General features: G+C 71.6%; 23 protein-coding genes and 1 riboswitch. Of the genes, 7 read left to right on the top strand and 16 right to left on the bottom strand.

Annotated elements, in window-relative coordinates; genetic code table 11:
- Nucleotides 1–148 precede the first annotated feature (148 nt).
- The gene (gene pknB / locus AIIKEEIJ_RS11910; RefSeq protein WP_029544209.1) at nucleotides 149–2,167 is read left to right on the top strand and encodes a Stk1 family PASTA domain-containing Ser/Thr kinase; all 2,019 of its coding nucleotides are present in this window, start codon (nucleotides 149–151) and stop codon (nucleotides 2,165–2,167) included.
- 49 nt (nucleotides 2,168–2,216) lie between these two features.
- Here the strand turns inward: pknB and AIIKEEIJ_RS11905 are convergent, their stop codons facing one another.
- The 12 genes from AIIKEEIJ_RS11905 to AIIKEEIJ_RS11850 form a co-directional block, all read right to left on the bottom strand.
- Entirely contained in the window at nucleotides 2,217–3,602 is a 1,386-nt protein-coding gene (locus AIIKEEIJ_RS11905; RefSeq protein WP_006933364.1) for a class II 3-deoxy-7-phosphoheptulonate synthase, read from the bottom strand.
- 102 nt (nucleotides 3,603–3,704) lie between these two features.
- On the bottom strand, nucleotides 3,705–4,196 hold the full coding sequence (locus AIIKEEIJ_RS11900; RefSeq protein ID WP_006933363.1) for a polyadenylate-specific 3'-exoribonuclease AS: 492 nt from the start codon (nucleotides 4,194–4,196) through the stop codon (nucleotides 3,705–3,707).
- Nucleotides 4,197–4,248: 52 nt separating this feature from the next.
- Complete coding sequence (locus tag AIIKEEIJ_RS11895; RefSeq protein ID WP_006933354.1) at nucleotides 4,249–4,986, bottom strand: lysophospholipid acyltransferase family protein; 738 nt, start codon at nucleotides 4,984–4,986, stop codon at nucleotides 4,249–4,251.
- 131 nt (nucleotides 4,987–5,117) lie between these two features.
- Nucleotides 5,118–6,098, bottom strand: coding sequence for an ROK family protein (locus tag AIIKEEIJ_RS11890; RefSeq protein WP_161995726.1), 981 nt, complete (start codon nucleotides 6,096–6,098; stop codon nucleotides 5,118–5,120).
- A gap of 13 nt (nucleotides 6,099–6,111) precedes the next feature.
- Nucleotides 6,112–6,519, bottom strand: a complete 408-nt coding sequence (locus tag AIIKEEIJ_RS11885) for a hypothetical protein (protein WP_338020938.1) — start codon at nucleotides 6,517–6,519, stop codon at nucleotides 6,112–6,114.
- Nucleotides 6,516–7,736, bottom strand: coding sequence for an ArsA family ATPase (locus AIIKEEIJ_RS11880; RefSeq protein ID WP_161995724.1), 1,221 nt, complete (start codon nucleotides 7,734–7,736; stop codon nucleotides 6,516–6,518). Before AIIKEEIJ_RS11880 ends, AIIKEEIJ_RS11885 begins: the two co-directional genes overlap by 4 nt.
- A gap of 32 nt (nucleotides 7,737–7,768) precedes the next feature.
- The gene (locus AIIKEEIJ_RS11875; RefSeq protein ID WP_006933347.1) at nucleotides 7,769–8,206 is read right to left on the bottom strand and encodes an SRPBCC family protein; all 438 of its coding nucleotides are present in this window, start codon (nucleotides 8,204–8,206) and stop codon (nucleotides 7,769–7,771) included.
- Nucleotides 8,207–8,335: 129 nt separating this feature from the next.
- Nucleotides 8,336–8,734, bottom strand: a complete 399-nt coding sequence (locus tag AIIKEEIJ_RS11870) for a polyketide cyclase / dehydrase and lipid transport (protein ID WP_161995723.1) — start codon at nucleotides 8,732–8,734, stop codon at nucleotides 8,336–8,338.
- A gap of 77 nt (nucleotides 8,735–8,811) precedes the next feature.
- Nucleotides 8,812–9,939 carry a glycosyltransferase family 4 protein gene (locus AIIKEEIJ_RS11865; RefSeq protein ID WP_006933343.1) on the bottom strand — a complete coding sequence of 376 codons (1,128 nt, stop codon included), beginning with the start codon at nucleotides 9,937–9,939 and terminating at the stop codon, nucleotides 8,812–8,814.
- A gap of 42 nt (nucleotides 9,940–9,981) precedes the next feature.
- Complete coding sequence (locus tag AIIKEEIJ_RS11860; protein WP_029544220.1) at nucleotides 9,982–11,310, bottom strand: hypothetical protein; 1,329 nt, start codon at nucleotides 11,308–11,310, stop codon at nucleotides 9,982–9,984.
- A gap of 58 nt (nucleotides 11,311–11,368) precedes the next feature.
- A complete protein-coding gene (locus AIIKEEIJ_RS11855) occupies nucleotides 11,369–12,415 on the bottom strand; it encodes an NlpC/P60 family protein (protein WP_161995722.1) in 1,047 nt (348 codons plus the stop codon).
- 202 nt (nucleotides 12,416–12,617) lie between these two features.
- Nucleotides 12,618–13,199, bottom strand: coding sequence for a C40 family peptidase (locus AIIKEEIJ_RS11850; protein WP_006932087.1), 582 nt, complete (start codon nucleotides 13,197–13,199; stop codon nucleotides 12,618–12,620).
- Between the two features lie 14 nt (nucleotides 13,200–13,213).
- Nucleotides 13,214–13,381: riboswitch (cyclic di-AMP (ydaO/yuaA leader) on the bottom strand.
- A gap of 452 nt (nucleotides 13,382–13,833) precedes the next feature.
- Here AIIKEEIJ_RS11850 and AIIKEEIJ_RS11845 point away from each other — a divergent pair.
- The gene (locus AIIKEEIJ_RS11845) at nucleotides 13,834–15,615 is read left to right on the top strand and encodes a DEDD exonuclease domain-containing protein (RefSeq protein ID WP_029544223.1); all 1,782 of its coding nucleotides are present in this window, start codon (nucleotides 13,834–13,836) and stop codon (nucleotides 15,613–15,615) included.
- A 41-nt stretch (nucleotides 15,616–15,656) separates the two neighbouring features.
- Entirely contained in the window at nucleotides 15,657–15,932 is a 276-nt protein-coding gene (locus AIIKEEIJ_RS11840) for an Lrp/AsnC family transcriptional regulator (protein ID WP_006932084.1), read from the top strand.
- A gap of 26 nt (nucleotides 15,933–15,958) precedes the next feature.
- On the opposite strand, the gene trpD is transcribed toward AIIKEEIJ_RS11840, so the two are convergent.
- Together trpD and AIIKEEIJ_RS11830 are read right to left on the bottom strand one after the other, a co-directional pair.
- A complete protein-coding gene (trpD, locus tag AIIKEEIJ_RS11835; RefSeq protein ID WP_202916916.1) occupies nucleotides 15,959–17,029 on the bottom strand; it encodes an anthranilate phosphoribosyltransferase in 1,071 nt (356 codons plus the stop codon).
- Between the two features lie 67 nt (nucleotides 17,030–17,096).
- On the bottom strand, nucleotides 17,097–17,543 hold the full coding sequence (locus tag AIIKEEIJ_RS11830) for a hypothetical protein (RefSeq protein WP_161995721.1): 447 nt from the start codon (nucleotides 17,541–17,543) through the stop codon (nucleotides 17,097–17,099).
- A 137-nt stretch (nucleotides 17,544–17,680) separates the two neighbouring features.
- Between AIIKEEIJ_RS11830 and ctaE the strand changes: the two genes are divergently transcribed.
- The 4 genes from ctaE (at nucleotide 17,681) to qcrB (ending at nucleotide 21,992) form a co-directional block, all read left to right on the top strand.
- Nucleotides 17,681–18,292: an aa3-type cytochrome oxidase subunit III gene (ctaE, locus tag AIIKEEIJ_RS11825; protein ID WP_006932077.1), complete on the top strand. Its 612-nt coding sequence runs from the start codon at nucleotides 17,681–17,683 to the stop codon at nucleotides 18,290–18,292.
- Nucleotides 18,293–18,355: 63 nt separating this feature from the next.
- Nucleotides 18,356–19,225, top strand: coding sequence for a cytochrome bc1 complex diheme cytochrome c subunit (qcrC, locus tag AIIKEEIJ_RS11820; RefSeq protein ID WP_006932071.1), 870 nt, complete (start codon nucleotides 18,356–18,358; stop codon nucleotides 19,223–19,225).
- On the top strand, nucleotides 19,222–20,349 hold the full coding sequence (gene qcrA, locus AIIKEEIJ_RS11815; protein WP_029544230.1) for a cytochrome bc1 complex Rieske iron-sulfur subunit: 1,128 nt from the start codon (nucleotides 19,222–19,224) through the stop codon (nucleotides 20,347–20,349). Before qcrC ends, qcrA begins: the two co-directional genes overlap by 4 nt.
- Entirely contained in the window at nucleotides 20,346–21,992 is a 1,647-nt protein-coding gene (gene qcrB / locus AIIKEEIJ_RS11810) for a cytochrome bc1 complex cytochrome b subunit (protein ID WP_029544233.1), read from the top strand. Before qcrA ends, qcrB begins: the two co-directional genes overlap by 4 nt.
- A gap of 815 nt (nucleotides 21,993–22,807) precedes the next feature.
- Here qcrB and AIIKEEIJ_RS11805 read toward each other — a convergent pair.
- Both AIIKEEIJ_RS11805 and ctaC read right to left on the bottom strand, forming a co-directional pair.
- A complete protein-coding gene (locus AIIKEEIJ_RS11805; protein ID WP_006940002.1) occupies nucleotides 22,808–23,224 on the bottom strand; it encodes a cytochrome c oxidase subunit 4 in 417 nt (138 codons plus the stop codon).
- A gap of 31 nt (nucleotides 23,225–23,255) precedes the next feature.
- Entirely contained in the window at nucleotides 23,256–24,320 is a 1,065-nt protein-coding gene (gene ctaC, locus AIIKEEIJ_RS11800) for an aa3-type cytochrome oxidase subunit II (protein WP_144415028.1), read from the bottom strand.
- Nucleotides 24,321–24,563 lie beyond the last annotated feature (243 nt).

Below are 24,563 nucleotides of genomic sequence, written 5' to 3'. Positions count from 1 at the left end.
GCCGCGCAGTGTCACCGCGGCGAGCCGCGCACGTGTAACCGGGTGGTTCGTGCGCTGGCTACGATCGACAGAGGCGCACCCGACGGCCCGACCCGTCGCACGCCGCACCTACGCAGGAATCGACGGCATGAACACGGGGGTACACCGGGTGAGCTCTGGAGGCGACCGCCTGATCGGCACGGTGCTCGAACGGCGCTACCGCATCGAGGCACCGATCGCCCGTGGCGGCATGTCCACCGTGTACCGCGGCACGGACCTGCGGCTCGACCGTCCGGTAGCCGTGAAGGTCATGGATCCGCAGTTCGCGGCCGATCCTCAGTTCCTTGCGCGGTTCGAGTTCGAGGCGCGGTCGGTGGCCCGGTTGACCCATCCGGGTCTGGTGGCGGTGTACGACCAGGGGCAGGACGGGGACCATGTCTTCCTGGTGATGGAACTCGTCGAGGGCGGCACGCTGCGCGAACTGCTGCGCGAACGGGGCCCGATGCCACCACACGCGGCGGCCGCCGTCGCGGCGCCGGTGCTGGGGGCGCTGGCGGTGGCGCACCGCGCCGGCCTGGTGCACCGCGACGTCAAGCCGGAGAATGTGCTGATCTCCGACGCCGGGGAGGTGAAGATCGCCGACTTCGGGCTCGTGCGCGCGGTCGCCGCGGCGACGACGACGTCGCGCAGCGTCATCCTGGGTACCGCCGCCTATCTGTCGCCGGAGCAGGTGACCACGGGCACCGCCGACGCGCGCAGCGACGTGTACGCGACCGGGATCCTGCTGTTCGAGATGCTCACCGGGCGCACCCCGTTCACCGGCGACACGTCGCTCTCGGTGGCCTATCAGCGGGTCGACAGGGATGTCCCGGACCCCGGTTCCCTCATCGACGGGGTCCCGGAGCAGTTCGACGAACTGGTCCGGCACGCCACCGAGCGGGAGCCGGGTGAGCGGTTCCCGGACGCCGCGGCGATGGCCGCTGCGCTGAGCGAGGTCTGCGATGTCCTGGCGCTGCCCCGCTACCGGGTGCCCGCACCGCGACGGTCCGCGCAGCATCTTTCGGCCGTCGCGGAACCGGCGACGGCCGCGGTGGATCCTGCGCCGCCGACGGTGGCGGTGCGCGCCGCGGCCCCACCCTCGCGGCCGCTGCCCCCGCCCGCGATGCCGCCCGGACCGGCGGCCCAGCTCGCCCCCGTGGGCCCGCAGCACACGAAGGTCGTGACCCAGCAGCACCCGCGTGCCGAGTTGTCGGGGCCGCAGGCCGAGCCTGCCCGGGTCCCGGTCGCCGATTTCGCCGCCGAGCGCCGACGTAACCGGCGGACGACGCTGCTGTGGCTGCTGGCGATCCTGGTGCTGGCCCTGGCCGTCGGTTTCGGCGGATGGTGGCTCGGGTCCGGACGGATGACCACCGTGCCCAGCGTGCTCGGAGCCGATCGGGACACCGCGCTCGCGGCGCTGCAGGCGGCCGAGGTGACTCCCGAGGTGCAGGGCGAGTACTCCGACGACGCCTCGGTCGACACCGTGCTCGGTACCGACCCGGAGGCGGGCAGCCGGGTCGCCCGGGGTGACGAGGTGGTGCTGCTCGTCTCGCTGGGCCGGCCGACCGTGCCCACCATCGTCGGGGGCGGCGACCGCGACGTGGTGGAGCAAGAACTGCGCAACCGGACCCTCGTCCCCGTGGACGGCGGCACCGCCTACAGCACGGCCGTCGAGGAGGGCGGGGTCGCGGCCCTCGATCCGGCGCCCGGCACGGTCCTGCCGGTGGGAGCGGAAGTCAAGGTGATCGTCAGCAAGGGATCACCGCCGGTGGATGTGCCCGACGTCGCGGGCCGCACGGTCGACGAGGCCCGGCGGGCCCTGGACACGGTCGGCCTCACGGTGCGCGAGACGCGGGAGGTGTTCGACGCGGAGGTCGACGCGGGACGGGTGGCGGGCACCGACCCGGCGGTCGGGAACCGGGTCAACGCCGGCGGCAGCGTCACGCTGCTGGTGTCGAACGCGGTGAAGGTGCCCTCGCTGCTGGGCCGCACGGTCGCCGCGGCACGCGACGAGCTCGGCCGGCTGGGGCTGGACGTGGAGGTGCGCCAGTTCGCGGGCTCCGACCGTTCGGTGGTGATCGGTCAGAGCCCGGGCGCGGGCGACCGGGTCGAGCCGGGCGGCACGGTGACTCTCACCGCACTGCCCTGAGGCCCCTGACGACCCGGAAGGCCCAGGGACCCGGCCGCTCCGCGGAGGGTCAGCCGCGGAGCATCTCCGCGACCAGGAACGCCAGCTCGAGCGACTGCTGGGTGTTCAGGCGCGGGTCGCACGCGGTCTCGTAACGGCCGTGCAGGTCGATGTCGGAGATGTCCTGTGCGCCGCCGAGGCATTCCGTGACGTTCTCACCGGTGAGTTCGATGTGGATGCCGCCGGGATGGGTGCCCAGGGCGTTGTGCACCTCGAAGAAGCCCTGCACCTCGTCGACGATCCGGTCGAAGTGCCGGGTCTTGTACCCCGTGGACGCCTCGTGGGTATTGCCGTGCATCGGGTCGCACTGCCAGATGACCTGGTGACCGGTCGCCTGCACCTTGGCGATGATCGGGGGCAGCAGATCGCGCACCTTCGCGTGCCCCATCCGGGAGATGAGGGTCAGCCGGCCCGGCTTGTTGGTGGGATCGAGCCGCTCGACGTACTCGGCCGCCATCTCGGGTGTGGTGCTGGGGCCGATCTTCAGGCCGATCGGGTTGGCCAGCAGCTCGGCGAAGGCGATGTGGGCGCCGTCGAGCTGGCGGGTGCGGTCACCGATCCACAGGAAGTGCGCCGACAGGTCGTAGAGCCGGGGGTGCCCGTCGGTGTTGTCGAGCCGGAGCATGGCCCGCTCGTAGTCGAGGACCAGCGCCTCGTGGCTGGCGTAGATGGTGGCGGCCTTCAGGTTGGGATCGACGACGCCGCACGCGTCCATGAAGCGCAGGCCGCGGTCGATCTCGGAGGCGAGGGCCTCGTACCGCGCGCCGGCCGGGGAGGATGCGACGAACTCCCGGTTCCAGTCGTGCACCCGGTGCAGGTCCGCCTCGCCGGCGGCGGTGATGGCCCGGACCAGGTTCATCGCGGCGCTGGCGTTGGCGTAGGCGCGGATCAGCCGGGACGGGTCGTGCGCACGCACGGCGGAATCGGCGACCAGCGAGTTGATCATGTCGCCCCGGTACGACTGCAGCCCGAGCGCGTCGATGTCCGACGACCGCGGCTTGGCGTACTGTCCGGCAATCCGCGCGACCTTCACGACCGGCAGCGACGCGCCGTAGGTCAGCACGACGGCCATCTGCAGCAGCGTGCGGATGTTGGCCTTGATGTGCGGCTCGGTGTTGTCGGCGAAGGTCTCGGCGCAGTCACCGCCCTGGAGCAGGAAGGCCTCACCCCGCGCGACCGCGGCGAGGTGGTTCTGTAGGTCCTCGACCTCGCGGGCCACGGTGATCGGCGGCACGCTCTCGAGCACGGTACGCATCGCCGACGCCTGGTCCTCGGGCCAGCTCGGCTGCTGCAGGGCGGGCTTGGCCAGGGCCGCGTCCAGCCTTTCGCGCAGCTCGGCGGGGAGCGGCGGAAGGGTCGGCAAGCGGTCGATCGGCACATCGACAGTCCAGTTCACACCACCAGGATATGGCCCCGGCGCGACGAGGGACACGCACCCCCGGGTGGGTCGATGCCACACCCCGTCCCGCCGGCCCGCCCGGCGGCCGCGGCACCCGGTTCAGCGGTACAGCCGCGCGGCCTCGATCGCCTCGAACTTGGCGAGGTTGTGGCGGGCATCGGCGAGGGCGTCGTGGTTGTCGTCCGGCACCGGCGGCAGGGGGGGCTTGCCGTGCTGCTCCCAGTGCTGGCGCAGCTCGCGGGTGAATTTGGGCAGCGCGTCGGGCAGTTCCGGCATGGTTCCCCAGAGCTGGACGAGCGCGACGTGGTCGTAGGCCCCGAGCCAGGCCCACAGCTCGGGCTGGATGCCCGGCCGCGGGATCAGGAAGGACATCAGGTCGTCGCGGATGCGGGTCCGGGACTTCCAGGCGGGATGCGCCGGGGGCGGCAGCTTCGGCAGTACGTGCCGCCGCACCCAGGGCCCGGCCCGCTCGGGGTCGAACTCCGTCGACACCGCATAGAATTCGCGCCCGTCCTCGCAGGCGACACCGATCGACACGAGCTCGATGGTGCGACCATCCTCGATGAACTCGCAGTCGTAGAAGTAACGCACGTGCGCACATTATGCCCGGCCGCGGCCGGGCGGGTGTCGCCGGTATCCGGCGTCAGCCGGCCTGCGTGTCGGGCAGGCGATCGGCGTCGGCGGCCGTGGCGGCCGCATCCTGTTCGGCGGGCCGGTTCTTCAGGGAGGCCGCGTAGATGTCGACGTATTGCTGGCCCGACAGGCGCATCAGCGCGTACATCACCTCGTCGGTGACGGTGCGCTCGACGAAACGGTTGCCGCCCATGCCCTCGAAGCGGGAGAAGTCGATCGGTTCCCCGATCCGGACCGTCACCTTGGCCGGCTTCCACATCTTCGACCCGATGGGGTTCATCTCGTCGGTGCCGATCATCGCCACCGGGATGACCTTCACGCCGGTCTGCAGGGCCAGCCGGGCGATACCGGTCTTGCCCTTGTAGAGGCGGCCGTCCGGCGACCGGGTGCCCTCCGGGTAGATGCCGAGCAGCTTGCCCTGGGAGAGGACGCGGACGCCGGCGTTGAGGGCGTCCTGCGCGGCGTCGGCGCCGGTGCGGTCGATCGGGACCTGCCCGACCGCGGAGAAGAACCAGCGCTGGAACCGGCCCTTGAGCCCGGGGCCGGTGAAGTACTCGCTCTTGGCGAGGAAGGTGATGCGCCGCGGTACCACCAGGGGAAGGAAAAAGGAGTCGAGGACGGCTTTGTGATTACTGGCGAGGATCGCGGGGCCGTCGGTCGGGATGTGCTCCGCCCCTTCGATTTTCGGCCGCCCCATGAGCCAGAGCAGCGGCCCCAGCAGGACGTACTTGAAAAGCCAATACCACATGGCGTCCTTCCCCGTCTCCGAAACGCGCAGGCAGATCGTGCCTGCCGGTCGACTCTACGACGGCGGGGTGTCGCCGTGCACACCGTGGCACGCCGCGGTCCCGCCTCACAGCGATGGACGTGACGATCATCTCAGCCGCCTGGTCCGTTTCGTCCGGACCGGGACGATTCGCGGGCGAGGTCGGCCGCGCCCACCAGGCCGGCGGCGTCGCCGAGGTGCGCGGCGCGGACCCCGGCGAGCGGCCGGTGACCACGCCCGGTCAGGGCCGCCGCGTAGTGACCGCGGGCGTCGTCGAGGAACAGAGACGCCGACCCCGACACCCCACCCGCGATGACGACCAGGTCCGGGTCGTAGAGGTCGGCGACCATCGCCAGGCCCAGCCCGAGCCAACGGGCGAACTCGGCCATCGCCGCGACGGCGAGCGGGTCGCCGTCCTGCGCGGCCCCGGCGATCCGTCGTCCGGTCAGCGCCCCGGGATCCGCCGCGACGTCACGGGTGAGCGGGGAGGACCGGTCCGGGTCTGCCGCGAGCAATTCGATCGCCGTGTCGACCAGCGCGGTGCCGCTGCAGTACCGCTCCCAGCAGCCCCGCTTCCCGCACGCGCAGGGCCGCCCGGCGGGAACCACCTGCAGGTGCCCGAGTTCGGGGGCGATGCCGTGCGCGCCCCGGAACGGCACACCGTCCAGGAGCAGGGCGGCGCCGATGCCGGTGCCGACGGCCACCAGCACGGTCGTGCGGACACCGGCGGCCGCACCGAACCGGTACTCGGCCCACGCCGCGGCGTTGGCGTCGTGCTCGAGGATCACCGGCAGGCCGATCCGCGCGCTCATCCGCTCGGCCACGGGCACGTCCGCCCACGGCAGGTGCGGGGCGAAACGGACGACGCGACGGTCGGCGGTGAGGAATCCGGCGACGGCGAGCCCGACGGCGGTGACCTCGTTGCGTCCCGCCAGGCGGGCGACGGTGCGGTCGAGGGCATCCTCGAGGGCGCGGCCCGAGTGCGGGGTCGGCGACCGGACGGTGTCGACGACGGAACCGGTGCCGTCGACGACGGCCGCGCGAATGCTGGTGCCGCCCACGTCGATTCCGATCGTGAGTCGATCCGTGCTCACGGTGTGGACCCGATCAGCGCCGGATCGTGACCGAGATCGGCACGAACGCACCGCTGCGGCCGGGAGCCGGGGGCGGGGTCTGCGGATCCGGCCCGTCGGGGCCGGCCCCTGGGGGCGGAAGGTACCGGGCGAGCAGGTCCCGCAGCAGGGCGATCAGGGCCGCGATCTGGGTGGCGAGGCGGGTGAGGAGCTCATGTGGCTCGCCCCGCACCGCGGCCGCGACGGCGCACAGCGGGCACCAGCTGCATCCGCTCGGCGCCGAGGCGGGCGCGGCGGCCGCGTCCCCGGTCGTCGCGCCGGGCGCGGGCCGGGTGGGCGGTGCCGGTTCGGCGAATCGCTGCACCGTCTGCTCGAGCCGGTCGAGAACGGCGTCGGCCAGCGCCCGCAGTTCGGCGACGAGGACGTCGTGATCGGCGCTCACTGCGGCCACACCGCGGGATCGGGACGGAACCGCACCAGCAGGTCGGATCCCTCGAACTCGGCGCCGGAGACGGTGCAGCGCCGCAGACCGGACGCGAGCCGCACCCGGCGACGCATCCCGTCGGCGCCGATCACCAGGTCGTCGTCCACCCGGCCGAGTGTCAGCGATGCCGCGTCCGCCAGCGGCAGATGCATCCGCATCGTGTACACCGCATCCACCCCTGTCCCCGATTCGCGCTGTACCCGCACCGGCTCCACGCCGGAATCCTCCGGCGTATGCGGCGCCACGCCGTCCGGGTACAGCGACTCCGCAAGCGCCGCCAGAGAGGCCAACCCTACCGGTTCGGTGCATCGCTGCTCGCACTCGACCACGGCGACGGCGCCGAGAATCGTCTCGATCTCCGCCACGATCCGGCGCTGCCCCCCGCGCTGCTCGGCGAGCCAGGTCGCGGCGGGCCCGGCCTCGTCCACCGGGAAGTCCGGGACGGTCCGATTGACGAGCACGCGCGCCAGCCGCAGACCGGACAGGGCCGTCCAGGACCGCAGCCGCCGCGCCTCGGCGACGCCGAGTCGATCGGCGGTGGCGACGAGGTGGACCGAGGTGCGGGAGTGGTCGGCGAGCAGGTCCCGCACGGTCGCGGTGTGGTCGACGACGCGGTCGACGAGCGCCACGACCAGGGCCAGACGCGGGTCGGCACCCGTCGCCGCGACGATGCGGCTGTGCCGGGGCCAGATCCGCTCGATGTACTCCGACACCGTCGCCGGCGCGGCGAGCGTGCGGAAGGCGTCCGCGGACGCGGGGAGGTCGACGATCACCGCGTCCCAGCGTCCCGTGTCGGCCAGGCGGGCCACCTCGCCGAGGGCGAGGATCTCCTGCACGCCGGGCAGCCCGGTGACTTCCTCGGGTGCCGGGATGCCGAACCGGTCGCCGTGCTCGTGGGCGCCGCCGGCGGCGGCGAGCGCGGCCAGGAGCGCGAAGCGCTGCTCGAGCAGGGCGAGCGAATCGATCTCCAGCGTGTCGAGGCCGCCGGTGACCGGGACGATGCGCGCATCGACGGATCCCGGCGTCGCCGGGTCGACGGCGAACACATCCGTCAGCGAGTGCGCCTGATCGAGGGAGACCACGAGGGTGCGAACCCCGGAACGAGCCGCCGCGAGGGCGGTCGCCGCCGCGAGGGTCGTCTTGCCGGTGCCCCCCTTGCCGACGAAGAGCTGCACGGCGGCGGGGCCGGGCCGCCCGGCGTGCCCGCTCAGCCTTCCACCCGCTTCTTGAGTTCCTTCAGCGCGGTGTCTGTGATCACCTTCTCGGCCTTTCGTTTGAACAGGCCGATCATCGGGATGGTCAGGTCCACCGTCAGCTCGTAGTACACGGTGGTGCCGCCCTCCGGCGCTTCGGTCAGGATGTAGGAGCCGAACTGGGCCTTCTGGATCTCGCCCGCGACGAGCTCCCAGCTGACCGATCGGCCGTCCGGGGCCCACTGGTAGACCAGCTCGTAGGTGTCGCGCACCACCCCTGCGTCGAGCACGAACCGGACCCGCTCCGCGCGTCCCCCGGACTCGACGGCGAGCACTTCCACGGACTTCGCCGCCGAAACCCAGGCGGGGTACGCGTCGAAGTCGGCGATCACGGCCATCACCCGATCGGACGGAGCATCGATGGTGATCGACCTCTTGGTCTTCTCGGCCATGCGACCAACGCTTCCTTTCCCTCTGTCCCCGCCGTCCGTCCCACCGGTCGGCACACGCGGGAACCGTTGTCTATCACACCGTAGTAGTTCCGGGGAGGGCTCGTCGCCTGCAGGTGCTCGGCCGTCGGATCAGGGATTTCCGTCCCGGGGCGGTTCGCCGGCGGCGCGGCCCGCGTCCAGTCGCCGTTTGACGTCGAAGGTCATGGCCTTGCCGACGACGCGACGCCGGTGGTTCATCGTGGCGAGGTCGAGTTCGCCCACCCGCTCCGGCGGCACCCCGGTCGGTTCGCAGTGCAGGAAGTAGTGCACGATCGCGCCGTCGAGCATCGGCTCGAGCCAGACCTCCATCGTGCCGTTCAGCGCGCCGGCGACCGACCACCGGATGCCCTTGTCGGCCCGGTCCTCGCGGACCGTCAGAGCCAGGTCGGGCCACCACGCACGCCAGCGGCGGGGCTCGGCGATCTCGGCCGCGATCCGCCGCGGCGACGCGGCGACGAAGGTCTGATCGGCCACCTGAATGCTGCTCACGGGGAAAGCTTCACACACCGCCGGTTCCGGCTCGTCCAGGGGGCCGGGTCGGTCGGGCGCGCGGGCCGGTCGGGGCGTCAGGCCAGCAGGCGCCGCAGTTTCGCACCGAGCACGTCCCACCGCCATTCGGCGCCGACCCAGGCGCGGCCCGCCGCGCCCATCGCCGCCGCCCGGTCGCGGTCGGCGAGGACGTCGGCGACGGCGCCCGCGACCGCCGCGACCGACGTGCCGTCGACGACGACCCCGGTCTCCCCTGCGCGTACGGTCTCCGGCGCACCGCCGGACCGGCCCGCCACCACGGGCACCCCGGTGGCGGACGCCTCGAGGTAGACGATCCCGAGACCCTCGACGTCGAGGCCGGCGCCGCGCGTACGGCACGGCATCGCGAACACGTCCGCGATGGTGTGGTGGGCGGGGAGTTCGGCAGCCGGCACCCCGCCGGTGATCACGACGTGGTCGTCGACCCCGACCGCGCGGACCAAGTCCCGGAGGCGGTCCTGGTACGGGCCGCCGCCGACGATCACGAGCACCGCCCCGTCGATGCGACGGCGGACCTCCGGCAGCGCACGGATGAGCATGTCCTGGCCCTTGCGGGGCACGAGCCGGGACAGGCACAGCACGGTGGGCCGGTCGCCCAGCCCGTACCGGGCGCGCAGTTCCGCGCGAGCGGCGGGGTCCGGCCGGAACACCTCGGTGTCCACGCCGGAGGGCAGATGCTCGAGCCCCGCGCCGGGCCCGAACGCCGAGGCGAATCGACCGCGGGTGTACCGGCTGACGTACGTGACGGCGTCGGTGTGGTCACCGATGCGGCGCAGCGCCTGCCGTCCGGCGGGCACCATCGACCAGCCCACCTCGTGCCCGTGGGTGCTGGCCAGGACCCGGCGGGCACCGGCGCGGCGCAGCACGGGCGCGAGCAGGGCGAGCGGCGCCGCGGCGCCGAACCACACGTTCTCGCAGGCCCGGTCGCTCATCAGCCGGGTGGCCCGCCGTGCCACTGCGGGGGTCGGCAGCATCAGGGTGGTGGGGTGGCGGACAACCTCGAAGGGTTGCCGGGCGTCGAACTTCACGTGGCTGTCACCGCGCCATCGCGGGGCGTACACGACGAGTTCGTCCGGGGGCAACTGGGACGCGAACGCCTGCAGGTAGGACTGGATCCCCCCGGGCCGGGGCGGAAAGTCGTTGGTGACCAGCAGCGTTCGGGGCATGCGCTCACCGTAGGCGGTGCCGTGGCGGGCGCGGACGCCGGGTCAGCCGACCCGGGCCGGCACCTGCGCCTCGAGCCAGGTCTGCCATCGGGCGACGAATTGCTCCGCATCCGCACCGAGCACGTCGCCGAGCGCGGCGTCGAGTTCCGCGGCGTCGACGGGCCCGGTGGCCAGCCGCCGGTACAGGGCGGTGAGACGATCGCCGCCGAACTCCCCGGCGACGAACGTCGCGATCGACCACGCGCTCTCGTACGCCAGACGCGCACCGTCGCCGGCGAAGTCGGCGTCTGTAGGCAGCGCGGTGGGCGCCCCACGCTCGGCGACGGCGGCGGCGAGGGTGGGCGCGATGACGCCGAGGGCACCGTCGGCGTTGCGGTAGCCCACGTAGTCGGCGTAGCCCTCGAGGATCCACAGCGGCGACCCGTCGACCGTGTCGGTGCGGGCCGCGACGTGGGTGAGTTCGTGGCGCAGGATCGCCCGCAGGCCCGCCGCGTCCAGCCGCTGCCCGGCGGCGGGGCTGAAGACGATGCGCTGGCCGGTGGTCTCGCCGCGCTCGTGGTCGACAGCGTCGGACACGGCGACGGCGGCGATCTCCGCGCCGTTGTAGCGGCTGCCGACCTGGGCGGTGAACTCGTCGTGCGAGGCGGTGACGAGCACGAGGGCGCGGCGGGGCCACTCGGTTCCCCACGCGGCGTCCACGGCCTCCACCGCGGCCTCGAGTTCGCCGGCGATGTCCGAGACGAGGGACGAGTGCTCGGGGTGCCCGACGACGAGGGACCGCCCCCCGGCCCCGGTGTCCACGGCCCGGACCAGCAGCGGTCCGTAGTCCCACGGCCCCCGCCAGGTGGTGGTCTCCGCACCCGGCAGCGGGCGGTCGTCGACGAGGCGCCACTGCTCACCCCGGCGGGCGAGGAGCAGCGTGACGGGCTTGCGCGTCGGTTCGTCGTCGATGCCCTCGACGGCGTAGCGCAGCAGGACGGTGTGGGCGCGGGCCTCGTCGGCGCCGAGGCGGGCCCCGACGTCGTCGGTCACGTCGGTCCCGGGGTCCTGGCCGAGCTCGTAACCGAAGTCCGCCAGCGGCAACGCGGCGAGGGCCTCGGCGCGCCGCACCTCCGCGTCGAGCAACCCCGGGCGGGCCTGCGGGTCCACGAGGGCCGCCAACGCCGCCCGGTCGGCGGAGCGCACGGCCCGGGACCAGGTGTCGAGCAGCCCCTGCACGGCCGTGCGCGACGCCGGTTCGGCCGGCTCGTCGTCGGGCGTGAACGCGAGCGTGAGGCCGACGGCCACGACCGCGACGATCAGCCCGGCCACGCCGAGTCGCTCCCACCGGCGGCTGCCGGGGGGACGGCGGGACGAATCGGGCGCGGGCACGGCGGCCAGTGTAGGTCGCGCTCACACCGGCGCCGTGGGGGTGGCGGCACGACGGGCGTCAGTACCGGCGGGCGTTGTGGAACGGCATCCTGTCCATCGGGGCGACCTTGACGGGCACGCCGTACGTGGAGGCGTGCAGGACGTTGCCGTTGCCCGCGTACAGCCCCACGTGCGAGGCGTCGTCGTAGAAGGTCACGACGTCGCCGGGCTGGAGCTGGTGGCGCGGGACGGGGGTGCCGCCCTGGGCCTGGGCCTGGCTCGAGCGCGGCAGGCTCTTGCCGATCTGCTTGTAGGCCCACACCACGAGGCCGGAGCAGTCGAACGCGGAGGGGCCGGTGGCGCCCCAGCTGTACGGGCTGCCGATCCTGGTCATGCCGGCCTGCAGGGCACCGCTGCCGCTACCGGGGGCGAGGCCCGACAGGATCTTCTCGGCGTCGAATCCCGGCGGGAACGGCGCGCCGGCCAGCGTGGCCTTCTCCTCGGCGCTCAGCTCGGCGAAGGCGGCGAGCACCTCGTCGATCTGGGCCTCGAGCTCGCTCTGCTGCCGCTGCAGATCGTCGCGCACGACTTGCGCCTGCTCGGCGGCGGCACGCGCCTCGTCGACCGAGCGCTGGGACGCCAGCGCCGCCTCCGCGGCGGCCGACGACGCGGTGCGGAATCCCGCGACCTGGTCGGCGGTCTCCTGGGCGATGACGTCGAGCGCCGACATCTGGTCGAGCAGCTGCTGGGGTGAGTCGCTGACCATCAGGGCGAACAGCCGGTTGGTGCGGGCACCGCGGTAATTGGCGACGGCGAGCTTGTCCACGGTCGGGCGGAAGACCGCGAGTTCTGCTTCCGCGGCGGCCAGCGCCTCGCGGTCGCGGGCCAGCTCCGCGTCGGCGGCGCGCTGGGCGTCGACCTTCGCGTCGAGATCGATTCCGGCATTGTGCAGCGCCTCGGTGGTCTGCTCGGACTTGCGCGACAGCTCGGCGAGCCGCTCCAGGGCGACGGTGGGGCTCTCCCCCACCGGGTCGGCTCCGGCCGGGGCGGCCGCGAACGCCACCGTCAGCAGCACTCCGATTGCCACCAGCGCCCGAAGCGACCGTTTCGTCCTGTCCACCACCACGGGACCAGGTCCTTTCGTTCGACGTTGCGCACCCGTTACCCGAAAAATCTCGATCAGGTTACGGAAGGGCATTGGTTCGTGTCTACCCACCGGTAGGTCACGCAGCGCCGGGTAGGCGAATCCCGGAAAACCGGCGGGGGCGGACCGGCATCGACCGGTCCGCCCCCGCTGCGCCACTGCGTGGCAGTCGTCGAGTCGTCGCTCAGTAGCGACGGGCCCCGTCGACCGGCATCGAGTTCACCGGGGCGACCTTCACGGGCTGGCCCGAGGTCGACGCGTGGATGACGTTGCCGTTGCCGATGTAGATGCCGGAGTGGCTGCCGCCGTAGAAGGACACGACGTCGCCGGGCTGCAGCGCCGAAACGTCCACGGCGCGACCGGCGGAGGCCTGCTCGTAGCTGGTGCGCGGCAGGTTCAGGCCGGCCTGCTTGTAGGCCCACTGCACCAGGCCGGAGCAGTCGAAGGCGTCCGGGCCGGCGGCGCCGTAGACGTACGGGGCGCCGAGCTTGGTGTGAGCGGCGTCCACGGCGCGCTGTGCGACCGAGGTGACCGGCGCGCTGAAGGGCGCGGCCGGCGCCGGCGCGGCACCCTGCGGGGCCGGCGGGACGAGGTTGGTGACCTCCGGCGGGAGGGTCACACCCGCCGGCAGCTCGAACGAGCCGACGCCGGGAATGGTGATCGGTTCCGCGAGGGCGGGACCCGCCGAAACAGTGACCGCGCCGAGAGCGAGGGCACCGGCGACGACGGCGCGCCGCACGGTGCGCTTGGAAATCTGAGACGCCACGAGGGGGTTGCTCCATTTCTTCCGTTCGTCCGCCGACCGAGTTAGCTGACGGGTTCGGGCTGGGAAGATCAGCCCTACCCCTCGTCCCGCTGGCGCGGTCGGAGGGGATTCACCCCAGAGGACAACGTGGGTCCCCGGCTCGGGCACCCGCTGCGGGTGCGCCGATTAGGCGGTGACCGAGCGGCGTCTCCCCTCTGGTGGTTCGACATCCTCACCGCTTGGTCTCGAAAAGATTACGAAATCGCATCGGAGGATGTCGACCGTCCGCGCCGGAGACGCCGCGGATTGACGGGTATGTCCGATTCGGGTCCGACGACCCGGCCCGTTCGATCACGGAAACATAACGGTCGGTTCGGGACGCGGCAGGCCCGCGGCCGCTCCGGGCGCCTCCGGCGGCCTGCGCCCGGAACCCGTCGCGTTGTCGCAGGTCGAACCGGCGATCACGAGCGCATCGACGAAACGAGAAGCCGCCGACCGAGGCGGCGCCTGCCCTCCGGTCGCGGTATCGATACCCTCTCGCGCCGCCGCCCACACCCACACGGCCGACCGAAGGTGTGATCCTCGTCTCCCCGGACCGTTCCGGGTGTCTCCGCCCCGTCCCCGGGGTGTCGGACCCGCCCCCTACCCTGGCGTCGTGACCGTGCCCCACCGAACCGAGCCCGCCGTCGGGGTGCAGCTCGGTTTCGACGAATTGGACACGCCGCTGCGGGAGACCACCTTCGTCGTCGTCGATCTCGAGACCACCGGCGGCAGCTCCACGGACGACGCGATCACGGAGATCGGGGCGGTCAAGATCCGCGGCGGCGAGGTGCTCGGCGAGTTCGCCACGCTCGTCGACCCGGGCCGGTCGATCCCCCCGAACATCGTGCAGCTCACCGGCATCACGACCGCCATGGTCCGTGCCGCGCCCCGGATCGAGCAGGTCCTGCCCTCGTTCCTCGAGTTCGCCGCCGGATCCGTGCTCGTCGCGCACAACGCGGGCTTCGACGTGGGATTCCTGCGGGCCGCGGCGTCCCGGTCCGAGGTCGCGTGGCCCCGCTTGCAGGTACTGTGCACGGTCAAGCTCGCGCGCCGCGTCCTCGGCCGGGACGAGGCACCGTCCGTGCGGCTGTCCGCGCTCGCCGAGCTGTTCCGGGTGTCCACCACGCCCACGCACCGCGCCCTCGACGACGCCCGGGCAACCGTCGACGTCCTGCACGCGCTCATCGACCGCGTCGGCAACCAAGGGGTACACAGCCTCACCGAACTGCGGGACTATCTGCCGGCCGTCACCGCCGAGCAACGCGCCAAACGGTCCCTCGCGGCGCACCTGCCGCGGCGGCCCGGCGTGTACCTGTTCCGCGGGCCCTCGGACGAGGTGCTGTACATCGGGACCGCGGTCGACCTGCGCCGCCGCGTGCGCAACTACTTCACCGGATCCGAGACCCGGCCCCGCCTGAAGGAGATGGTGGCACTCACCACCCGGATCGATCACGTCGAGTGCGCCCATGCCCTCGAGGCCGGGGTGCGGGAGCTGCGGCTGCTCGCCGCGCACGCCCCGCCCTACAACCGTCGCTCCAAGTTCCCCACCCGGGGCTGGTGGATCACCCTCACGGACGAGGCGTTCCCCCGGCTGTCCGTCGTCCGCACACCGACCACGGCGCCCCCGGCCCCGACGTGCGGCGGCCCGACCGACGCCGTCGGCCCGTTCTCGTCGCGGGCCGACGCCGTCGCCGTCGCCACCACCGTCGCCGAGTTCTGCCTGCTGCGGACCTGCACCCGGCGCATCCCCCGCACGAAACGGCACGGCGAGCACTGCCCTCCGGAGGCCGTGGGGGCCTGCGCCGCCGCCGCGGCCGGGCTGCAGACCCCCGTCGAGTACGCGCGGCAGGTGGACCTCGCCCGGGCGCTGCTGCGCGGGGAGGACGACGCGCCGCTGCATCGGATGCGCGAGCGCATCGACCACCTCGGCGCCGCCGAACTGTTCGAGAGCGCGGCCCGGCTGCGGGACCGGGCGGCCGACGCCGTGTTCGCGCTGCGCCGGACGCAGCGCCTGGCCGCCCTCGCGGCGGTGGACGAGCTGATCGCCGCCCGCCGACGCGCCGAAGGGGGTTGGGAGTTCGCGGTGATCCGGGCCGGCCGGCTCGCGGCAGCGGGAGTCGCTCCACGCGGCGTCCCGCCGATGCCCGTCGTCGACGCGATCGCCGCCGCGGCCGAGACCGTGCGCCCGACGACCGCGCCGCTGCGGGGTGCGCTCGTCGAGGAACTGGGGCTGCTGGCCCGCTGGCTCCACGACGACGGAGTCCGCATCGTCCGGACCACCCAGGGCTGGTCCGAGCCGCTCCGCGGCGCCGGGGCGTGGGCGCAGTGGGGTGAGCTCGCCCGAACGGCACGCGCCGGGGCCGAGCCGGTCACGATCGCGCACCCCCTACGCTGAGGGCTCGCCCGCAGGTCCGTCCCCGGAAGCCGAGGAGAGCAATGATCCACGCCATCGTCCTGATCCACGCCGACGCCCACCGCATCCCGGAGACCGCCCAGGCGGTCGCGGACCTGGCCGGCGTCGACAAGGTGTACTCGTGCGCCGGCGACATCGACCTGATCGCGCTGCTGCGGGTGCGCGACCACGAGGAGATCGCCGAGGTGGTCACCCGCGGGATCAACAAGCTCGACGGCGTGACCAGGACGGCGACGCACATCGCCTTCCAGTCGTACTCGAGCGCCGACGTCGAGGCCGGGTTCTCGATCGGCGAATAGGACGGACGCCCGGCCCGTCGTCGCGCTCAGCCCGCGGCGGCGAGCCGGTTGGTCACCTCGACCCAGCGGGCGAGCACCGCCGCCGCCGCGCCCGAGTCCAGCGCCTCGGCTGCCGTCTGCATCCCCGCCGCCAGGGCACTGGCGAGCGATCCCTCGAACCCCCGGAAGGCGGCGATCGCCCCGGCGGCGTTCAGCAGGACCGCGTCGCGTACCGGCCCGTGCTCCCCGGCGAGCACCGCCCGCGCGATCACGGCGTTCTCGGCGGCGTCGCCGCCGCGCAGCGCGTCCAGCGGCACCCGGGCGACGCCGAGGTCGGTGGGATCCAGGCTCACGGTGCTCACGCTGCCGTCCCGGACGACGTACACCGTCGACGTCGTGGAGGTGGTCAGTTCGTCCAGTCCGTCGTCGCCTCGCACGACGAGCGCCGAGTTGCCCCGCTCGGCGAGGACACCGGCGACCGTGCCGATCAGCTCCGGGAAGGCACATCCGATCAGGCCGGCGCGGGGCCGGGCCGGGTTGGTCAGCGGCCCGAGCACGTTGAACACCGTCGGGATACCGATCTCCTTACGCGGTGCGGCCGCGAACCGGAGCGCCGGGTGGTAGACGGGGGCGAAGCAGAAGCCGATGCCGGCCTCGGCGACCGACTCCGCGACGGCCTCGGGACCGAGGCTGATGTGCACGCCGAGCGCCTCGAGCACGTCCGCGCCGCCGCTCTTCGACGATGCCGCCCGGTTGCCGTGCTTGACGACGCGGATGCCGCATGCGGCCACCACCAGCGACGCCATGGTGGAGATGTTGACCGTGTTCGCCCGGTCCCCGCCGGTGCCCACGATGTCGACGACATCGTCGTCCACCGGCACCAGCCGGGCGTGGCCCAGCATCGAGTCGGCGAGGCCGAGCAGCTCCTCGGGCGTCTCCCCCTTCATCTTCAGCGCGACGCCGAACGCGGCGATCTGCGCGGCCGTGGCGTTGTCGGACATGATCTCGTCCATCGCCCACTGGGCCTCCGCACGCGCGAGGTCGCGTCCGGCGGTGAGCGCACCGAGGACCGCCGGCCAGCTCCGGGCCACCGCATCCGCCTGTCGTCCAGCGTTCATCGCACCTGCCCTCGCCGCATCTCTTCCTCGGTGCGCCGCCGTCGTCGGCGGCGCATGCCGGAAGAGCTTAGCCAGGGCCGATCTCCGGCTGCAGGGCGTCCCACCCGAGCGCGGTACCGCCGAGCCGTTGCGCCAGACCGGCCATCCGCGACCGCTCCTGCGAACAGTGCAGCGCATCGAGCACCTGCACCCGCTGCAGCAGGACGGCCTGGAGGCCGGGCCCGGCCGGGTTCGCCGGCTGCGCCGGGGCGTACCCGTCCTGCGCGGCCAGGGCGATCGCCCGCTCCACGGAATCGGCCGGCAGCTCGAGATGGTGCCGCAGGACGGCCTCCGACTCCGGCGACCAGGCCGGTTCGGTCGCCGCGCCCCGCTCGAGGGCGGTCGAACAGGCCTCGACGTCGTCGAAGGACGAGACCACCACCACCAGGTCCGGCCGTGCCGGATCCAGGGGCTCCGTACGCCTGCGCGAGAACGCTCGCCGGACCCGGCCCCACACCCCTCCGCCACTGCTCATCGCACCACGATCCCACGCGCCACGGGCGGTGCACGACCGCCCCCGGAAAACGCGATCGCACGGCGCCCACCAGCGAAGACGCGCCGATTTCGGCCCCGATTGCCCACGAGTTACTACGAGCAGTCATACTTGCGAACGTGACGAGCGCAGTAGGGACTTCAGGAACTGCAATCACCCAGCGCGTGCACTCGCTGAACCGGCCCAATCTGGTCAGCGTCGGCACCATCGTGTGGTTGTCCAGTGAGCTCATGTTTTTCGCAGGGCTCTTCGCCATGTACTTCGTGGCGCGGGCGCAGGCCGACGGCAACTGGCCGCCGGAGCCTGTCCACCTCAATCTGGCGTTGGCGGTGCCGGTCACCCTCGTGCTGATCGCCTCCTCCTTCACCTGCCAGATGGGTGTGTTCGCAGCCGAACGTGGCGACGTGTTCGGCCTCCGGCGGTGGTACATCATCACCCTCGCCATGGGCACGTTCTTCGTGCTCGGCCAGGGCTTCGAGTACACCCAGCTGGTCGGCGAGGGCGTGACGATCTCGAGCATGGTGTGGGGTTCGGTCTTCTACATCACGACCGGCTTCCACGGCCTGCACGTCATCGGCGGCCTCGTCGCCTTCGTGTTCCTCCTCGTGCGCACGAGGGTCAGCAAGTTCACGCCGGCGCAGGCCACCGCGGCGATCGTCGTCTCCTACTACTGGCACTTCGTCGACATCGTGTGGATCGCGCTGTTTGCCACGATTTATTTCATCCGTTAGCCAGCTGAACGCCCAGGCAGCCCCCTGACGTCCAGTCCGTCCCGACATACCAAAGGGATACAGATGAGTTCATCCCCACCTCTCGCTTCCGAGGGTGACATGCCCGGTCAGTCCGCGGCCGCGTCCGCCAAGTCCCGCCGTCAGCGCAAGCTGCGCCGCCGCGTCACCGGTGCGCTGGTGCTCGCCCTCGGCCTGCTCAGCGCCGGCTTCCTTGCCTCCGCGCTGACTCCCGCGCCGCAGGTGGCGACGGCGAACGAGGACCAGTCGGCCCTGATCCGCGAAGGCAAGCAGCTCTACGAGACCTCCTGCGTCACGTGCCACGGCGCCAACCTGCAGGGTGTGCAGGACCGCGGCCCCAGCCTGATCGGTGTCGGCGAGGCAGCCGTGTACTTCCAGGTCTCCACCGGCCGCATGCCGATGATGCGCAACGAGGCCCAGGCCGTGCGCAAGACGCCGAAGTTCGACGCGGCCCAGACGGACGCCCTCGGCGCGTACATCCAGGCCAACGGCGGCGGCCCGACGCTCATCCGTGACGAGAACGGCGAGATCGCCCAGTCCTCGCTGCGCGGCAACGACGTCGCCCGCGGCAGCGAGCTGTTCCGCCAGAACTGCGCCTCGTGCCACAACTTCACCGGCCGCGGCGGCGCGCTGTCGTCCGGCAAGTTCGCCCCGGCGCTGGATCCGGCGAACGAGCAGCAGATCTACACGGCGATGCTGACCGGCCCGCAGAACATGCCCAAGTTCTCCGATCGTCAGCTCACGCTGGAGGAGAAGGAGGACATCATCGCCTACGTCAAGGCCTCCGGCGAGACGAACAGCCCCGGCGGATACGGCCTGGGCGGTTTCGGCCCCGCCTCCGAGGGCCCGACGATGTGGGTGGTCGGGATCGTCGCCGTCGTCGGTGCGGCACTGTGGATCGGAGCAAGGTCATGAGTGGCGGCGAAACGCCGAACAAGCACACGATCGAGAACCTCGATCAGATGAGCCGCGACGATCTCGTCGCGCTCGGCACCAACCTCGACGGCGTGGACGTGGCGTTCCGCAAGGACCGCTGGCCCGTCGCGGGCACGCGCGCCGAGAAGCGCGCGGAACGGAACGTCGCCTTCTGGTTCGGGCTGGCGGGTGTGTCGGCTCTCGCGTTCATCGCGGTCTTCATCTTCTGGCCGTGGGAGTACCAGGGCCCCGGAGAGGACAACTACACGCTGTACAACCTGTACACGCCGCTGCTGGGCCTGACCCTGGGTCTGGCCATCCTCGGCGTCGGCGTCGGCGCGGTGCAGTTCACCAAGAAGTTCATCCCGGAAGAGGTGTCGATCCAGGATCGGCACGACGGAGTCTCTTCGGAGGTCGATCGGCGGACGATCGTCGCCGAGCTCTCCGACTCGCTGGACACCTCCACGCTGCCGCGTCGCAAGCTGATCAAGCGCACGGCGCTGTTCGGTGGTGGCGCGCTCGGCCTCGGCTTGATCATGCCGCTCGGCGGCCTGATCAAGAACCCCTGGGCCGAGGGCGACGAGTCGCCGCTGTGGGTCTCGGGCTGGACGCCCCGGTACCCGGGCGAGACGATCTACCTGCGTCGCGACACCGGACGCCCGAACGACATCGTCCTGGTCCGCCCGGAGGACCTCGATGCCGGCGGCATGGAGACCGTGTTCCCCTTCCGCGAGTCGGACCGCGGTGACGAGCACGCCCTCCTCGAGGGCCTGCGCGGCATCCGCAACGCCGTCATGCTGATCCGCCTCCGGACCGAGGACACGGCGAGGGCGATCAAGCGCAAGGGTCAGGAGAGCTTCAACTACGGCGACTACTTCGCCTACTCGAAGATCTGCACCCACCTGGGCTGCCCGACGTCGTTGTACGAACAGCAGACCAACCGCATCCTGTGCCCCTGCCACCAGTCGCAGTTCAATGCCCTGGAGTACGGCAAGCCCCTGTTCGGTCCTGCTGCTCGCGCACTGCCGCAGTTGCCTATTACAGTGAACGAAGAGGGCTTCCTCGTCGCCAACGGTGACTTCATCGAGGCTCTCGGTCCGGCATTTTGGGAGCGTCGCCCGTGAGTACTGCAACACCATCCCGCGCCGCCCACGCGGCGGAGAACATCGACTCGCGCTATCACCCGGCGGCCGGGCTGCGGCGTCAGATCAACAAGGTGTTCCCCACCCACTGGTCCTTCCTCCTGGGTGAGATCGCCCTGTACAGCTTCGTGATCCTGCTGATCTCGGGTGTGTACCTGACGTTGTTCTTCGATCCGTCCCTCGCGCACGTCACCTACGACGGCGCCTACACCCCGCTGCGCGGCGTCACGATGTCGCGTGCGTACGAGACGACCCTGGACATCTCCTTCGAGGTGCGCGGCGGTCTGTTCGTCCGGCAGATCCACCACTGGGCTGCGCTGATGTTCGCCGCGTCGATCATCGTGCACCTGCTGCGCGTGTTCTTCACCGGTGCGTTCCGCCGTCCGCGTGAAGCGAACTGGGTGATCGGCTCGCTGCTGCTGATCCTGGCGATGTTCGAGGGCTTCTTCGGCTACTCGCTGCCCGACGACCTGCTTTCCGGCACCGGCCTGCGGGCCGCGCTGTCCGGCATCACCATCAGCATCCCGGTGATCGGCACCTGGATGCACTGGCTGATCTTCGGCGGCGACTTCCCCGGCATGCTCATCATCCCGCGCCTGTACGTCGCGCACGTGCTGCTGATTCCGGGCATCATCCTCGCCCTGATCGCAGCTCACCTGGCCCTGGTCTGGTACCAGAAGCACACCCAGTTCCCCGGCCCCGGCCGTACCGAGCAGAACGTCGTCGGTGTCCGGATCCTGCCGGTGTTCGCGGTCAAGTCCGGTGCGTTCTTCGCCATCACCTTCGCCGTGCTGGCGCTGATGAGCGGTCTGCTGCAGATCAACCCGGTCTGGAACATCGGCCCGTACAACCCGTCGCAGGTGTCCGCCGGCTCGCAGCCCGACATCTACATGATGTGGACGGACGGCCTGGCCCGTATCTGGCCGGCGTGGGAGATCTACCTGTTCGGCCGCTACACGATCCCCGCGGTGTTCTGGATCGCAGTGATCATGGGCCTGGTCTTCACGGTCCTCATCGCCTACCCGTGGATCGAGAAGAAGTTCACCAAGGACGATGCGCACCACAACCTGCTGCAGCGTCCGCGGGACGTGCCGGTCCGGACCGCGATCGGCGCGATGGCTCTGACGTTCTACGCCATCGCGACCATCATGTGCATCAACGACATCATCGCCTACAAGTTCGACATCTCGCTGAACGCGATGACGTGGATCGGCCGCATCGGCATCCTGCTCGGCCCGCCGCTCGCCTACTACCTGACCTACCGGTTCTGCCTGGGCCTGCAGCGCAGCGACCGCCAGGTGCTCGAGCACGGCATCGAGACGGGCATCGTCCGTCGCCTGCCGCACGGCGAGTACATCGAGATCCACCAGCCGCTCGGCCCGGTGGACGACCACGGTCACCCGATTCCGCTCGAGTACCAGGGTGCTCCGGTGCCGAAGCGCATGAACAAGCTCGGCACCGCCGGCAAGCCCGGCGCGGGCAGCTGGTGGAGCGCGGACCCGGCCGAGGAGGCGACGGCACTCGAGGCCGCGCACCACGAGGCCGAGGTCGAGCAGCGCGCCATCCTGAGCGAGTACCAGACGCGCGTCCACGGCACCACGGACGGCGACGGCAAGGCGCACTGACGGTCGCTCGAGTCCGAAACCACGGGAGGGGCCCCGAACCGGAAACGGTTCGGGGCCCCTCCCGTTTCTCCGTGGTCCCTGCGGCTTCCATCCCCGGTGGCTTCCGGTCGGTGCGGACGACCGGATCCGGTCCCCGCACCCCACCCCTCCCCCACTGCGACGGACGGCCGGGAACCCGAGCGGACCGTCGGCTCACCGGCCCTCGGACGGGCCGGGCGTGTCGCGGTACGCGAGTCGGTTCGAGCGCGGTACCGCATCGGCGTCTGCCCGGGGGCGCGCGGTGTCCTGCCGCCGCGTTCCGCGCGGTGTCCTGCCGCCGCGTTCCGCGCGGTGTCCTGCCGCCGCGTTCCGCGCGGTGTCCTGCCGCCGCGTTCCGCGCGGTGTCCTGCCGCCGCGTTCCGACGGGACCATCCGGGTTCGATTCCGACCCTCGGCGCGGTATCACCCCACCGCCGGCACGGCGGCGAGCGCCACCTCGACGAGGTCGCCGCCGTAGTACCTCAGCAGCGCCCGCCTGTGGATCCGCCGTGGCTACGCCGGGCGGGTGAGTAGGCGTGAGGGCTCTCGCGGCCGGGACAGCGGCGCGCCGCGACACTGCCCGCCCGGCACCCCCGGCGTCGGCCCCGTTCCCCACGACCGGGCCATGGACGATTCCCCGGTGACACCCCGCCGAGCCGTGACGCGAACCGCGCACGGCGAGCACGGCGAGCACGGCCCGAGGCTCCCCGTCCGGGCACGGAACGGAAACGGCCGCGGGGCGGCCTCACCGTGTGGTGAGGCCGCCCCGCGGCATCGGATCTACGCGCTGTGTGCGCTCAGTGCTTCTCGGGTCCGACGTGGTACTCGAACACCAGGCCGGCCGCAGCAGCGAGGATCAGGATCACGGCGAGGACGATCAGCCACGGCTGGAAGAAGGCCAGCGCGATGGCGGCGAACGCAGCCGCCCCGGCCAGCAGGATCGGCCAGTAGCTACCCGCGCTGAAGAAGCCCAGGTCGCCTGCGCCGTCGCTGATCTCGGCCTCCTCGTAGTCCTCCGGGCGGGTGTCGAGGCGACGGGCCACGAACCGGAAGTAGGTGCCGACGATGAGCGTCAGGCCGGCGGAGAGCACGATCGCCGTCAGGCCGGCCCACTCGATGCCCGTGCGGGACAGGCCGGTGAACACTCCGTACACGATGGCGACGAGCACGAAGAACACCGTCACGACTTCGAAGAGCTTGGCTTCGATCTTCATATCAGCTTGTCCTTGGTCGGAGGTTTACCGGTCAGTTGCCCGCGGTGACGACACCACTGGCCGCGCGGTCGGTGCGGTCGGTCTTGAAGGGGGTGGTGGACGTCGCGACCGGGGACTCGCCGATGCGCTCGAGCGCCTGCGCGTTGGTCAGGCCCTCGCCACCGTCCTCGACGGGCTTGCGGAGCTCGATGTACTCCGCGAACCGCTCCGGGCTCACCGCGCGGACCTCGAAGTTCATCATCGCGTGGTAGGTGCCGCACATCTCGGCGCAGCGGCCGACGAACGCGCCTTCCTCCTGGATCTCGGAGATCTGGAAGACCGGATCGGAGCTGTTGTTCAGCGGGTTCGGGTTGACGTCACGCTTGAACAGGAACTCCGGCACCCAGAAGGAGTGGATCACGTCGGACGAGGCGAGCACGAACTCGATCCGGCGATCGGTCGGCAGGACGAGGACCGGGATCTCGTTGCTGGTGCCGACCGTCTCGATCTTGTTGTAGTGCAGGTACGACAGGTCCTCGGCCTCCTGGCCGTGGATCGGGGCCGGGATCTCGTGCTCGCCGCCGGCATGCTCCTCGGTGTCGCCCTCGACCGCGGCCTGCGCGATCTCGTCCGTCCCCTCGTAGCGCGCCGTGCCCTCACCGAGGTCGACGGTGCGGTAGCCGAACTTCCAGTTCCACTGGAACGCCGTGACGTCGACGACGACATTCGGGTTGTCCTCCTTCTCGAGGACGTAGTTCTGCACCACCACGGTGAAGTAGAACAGCACCGCGATGATGACGAACGGGACCGCCGTGTACAGCAGCTCGAGCGGCACATTGTAGGCCGTCTGCCGCGGGAACTCCGGCGAGTCCTTCTTCTTGCGGTGGAAGATGACCACCCAGAAGGTCAGGCCCCACACCAGTACACCCATGACGAGGGCGGCGACGACCGACCACGTCCACAGCTCACGCATACGCTCGGCCTGCGGGGTAATCCCCTCCGGCCAGCCGAAACGCAGGACTTCCTCGCTGCTACATCCCGTCAGCAGCACGGCTGCAATACCGAGAGATGCTGCCAGCCCGAACCGCCGAAGGATCCGACCTTGCGCCACGTTCACGCCTTCCTGATCGCCGCAATTCCACTAGGGCACACCCGGAGGGCAGACCCAATTACTACGCAGCGTAGACCAAACCCGGCCGCGATCCATCCCCGGGGCGCACACAACGTGTCGCGTCGTCGCGTGCCCGCTGCTCACGGCCTGGGTCGACGCCGGCCACCGGCTGCCGCGACCCCCGGCCTGCGGCATACTGCCATGCAGACCGTCGGTCCCTGCTGCGGCAACATCCCGGGGGCCGAATCC

Origin of the sequence: Rhodococcus sp. YH1 (assembly GCF_009939605.1) — a bacterium.
Classification (GTDB): Bacteria; Actinomycetota; Actinomycetes; order Mycobacteriales; family Mycobacteriaceae; genus Rhodococcus; species Rhodococcus aetherivorans.
Note: the sequence above shows the minus strand (reverse complement) of the source record. Positions and strands in the feature narration are given on the sequence as shown.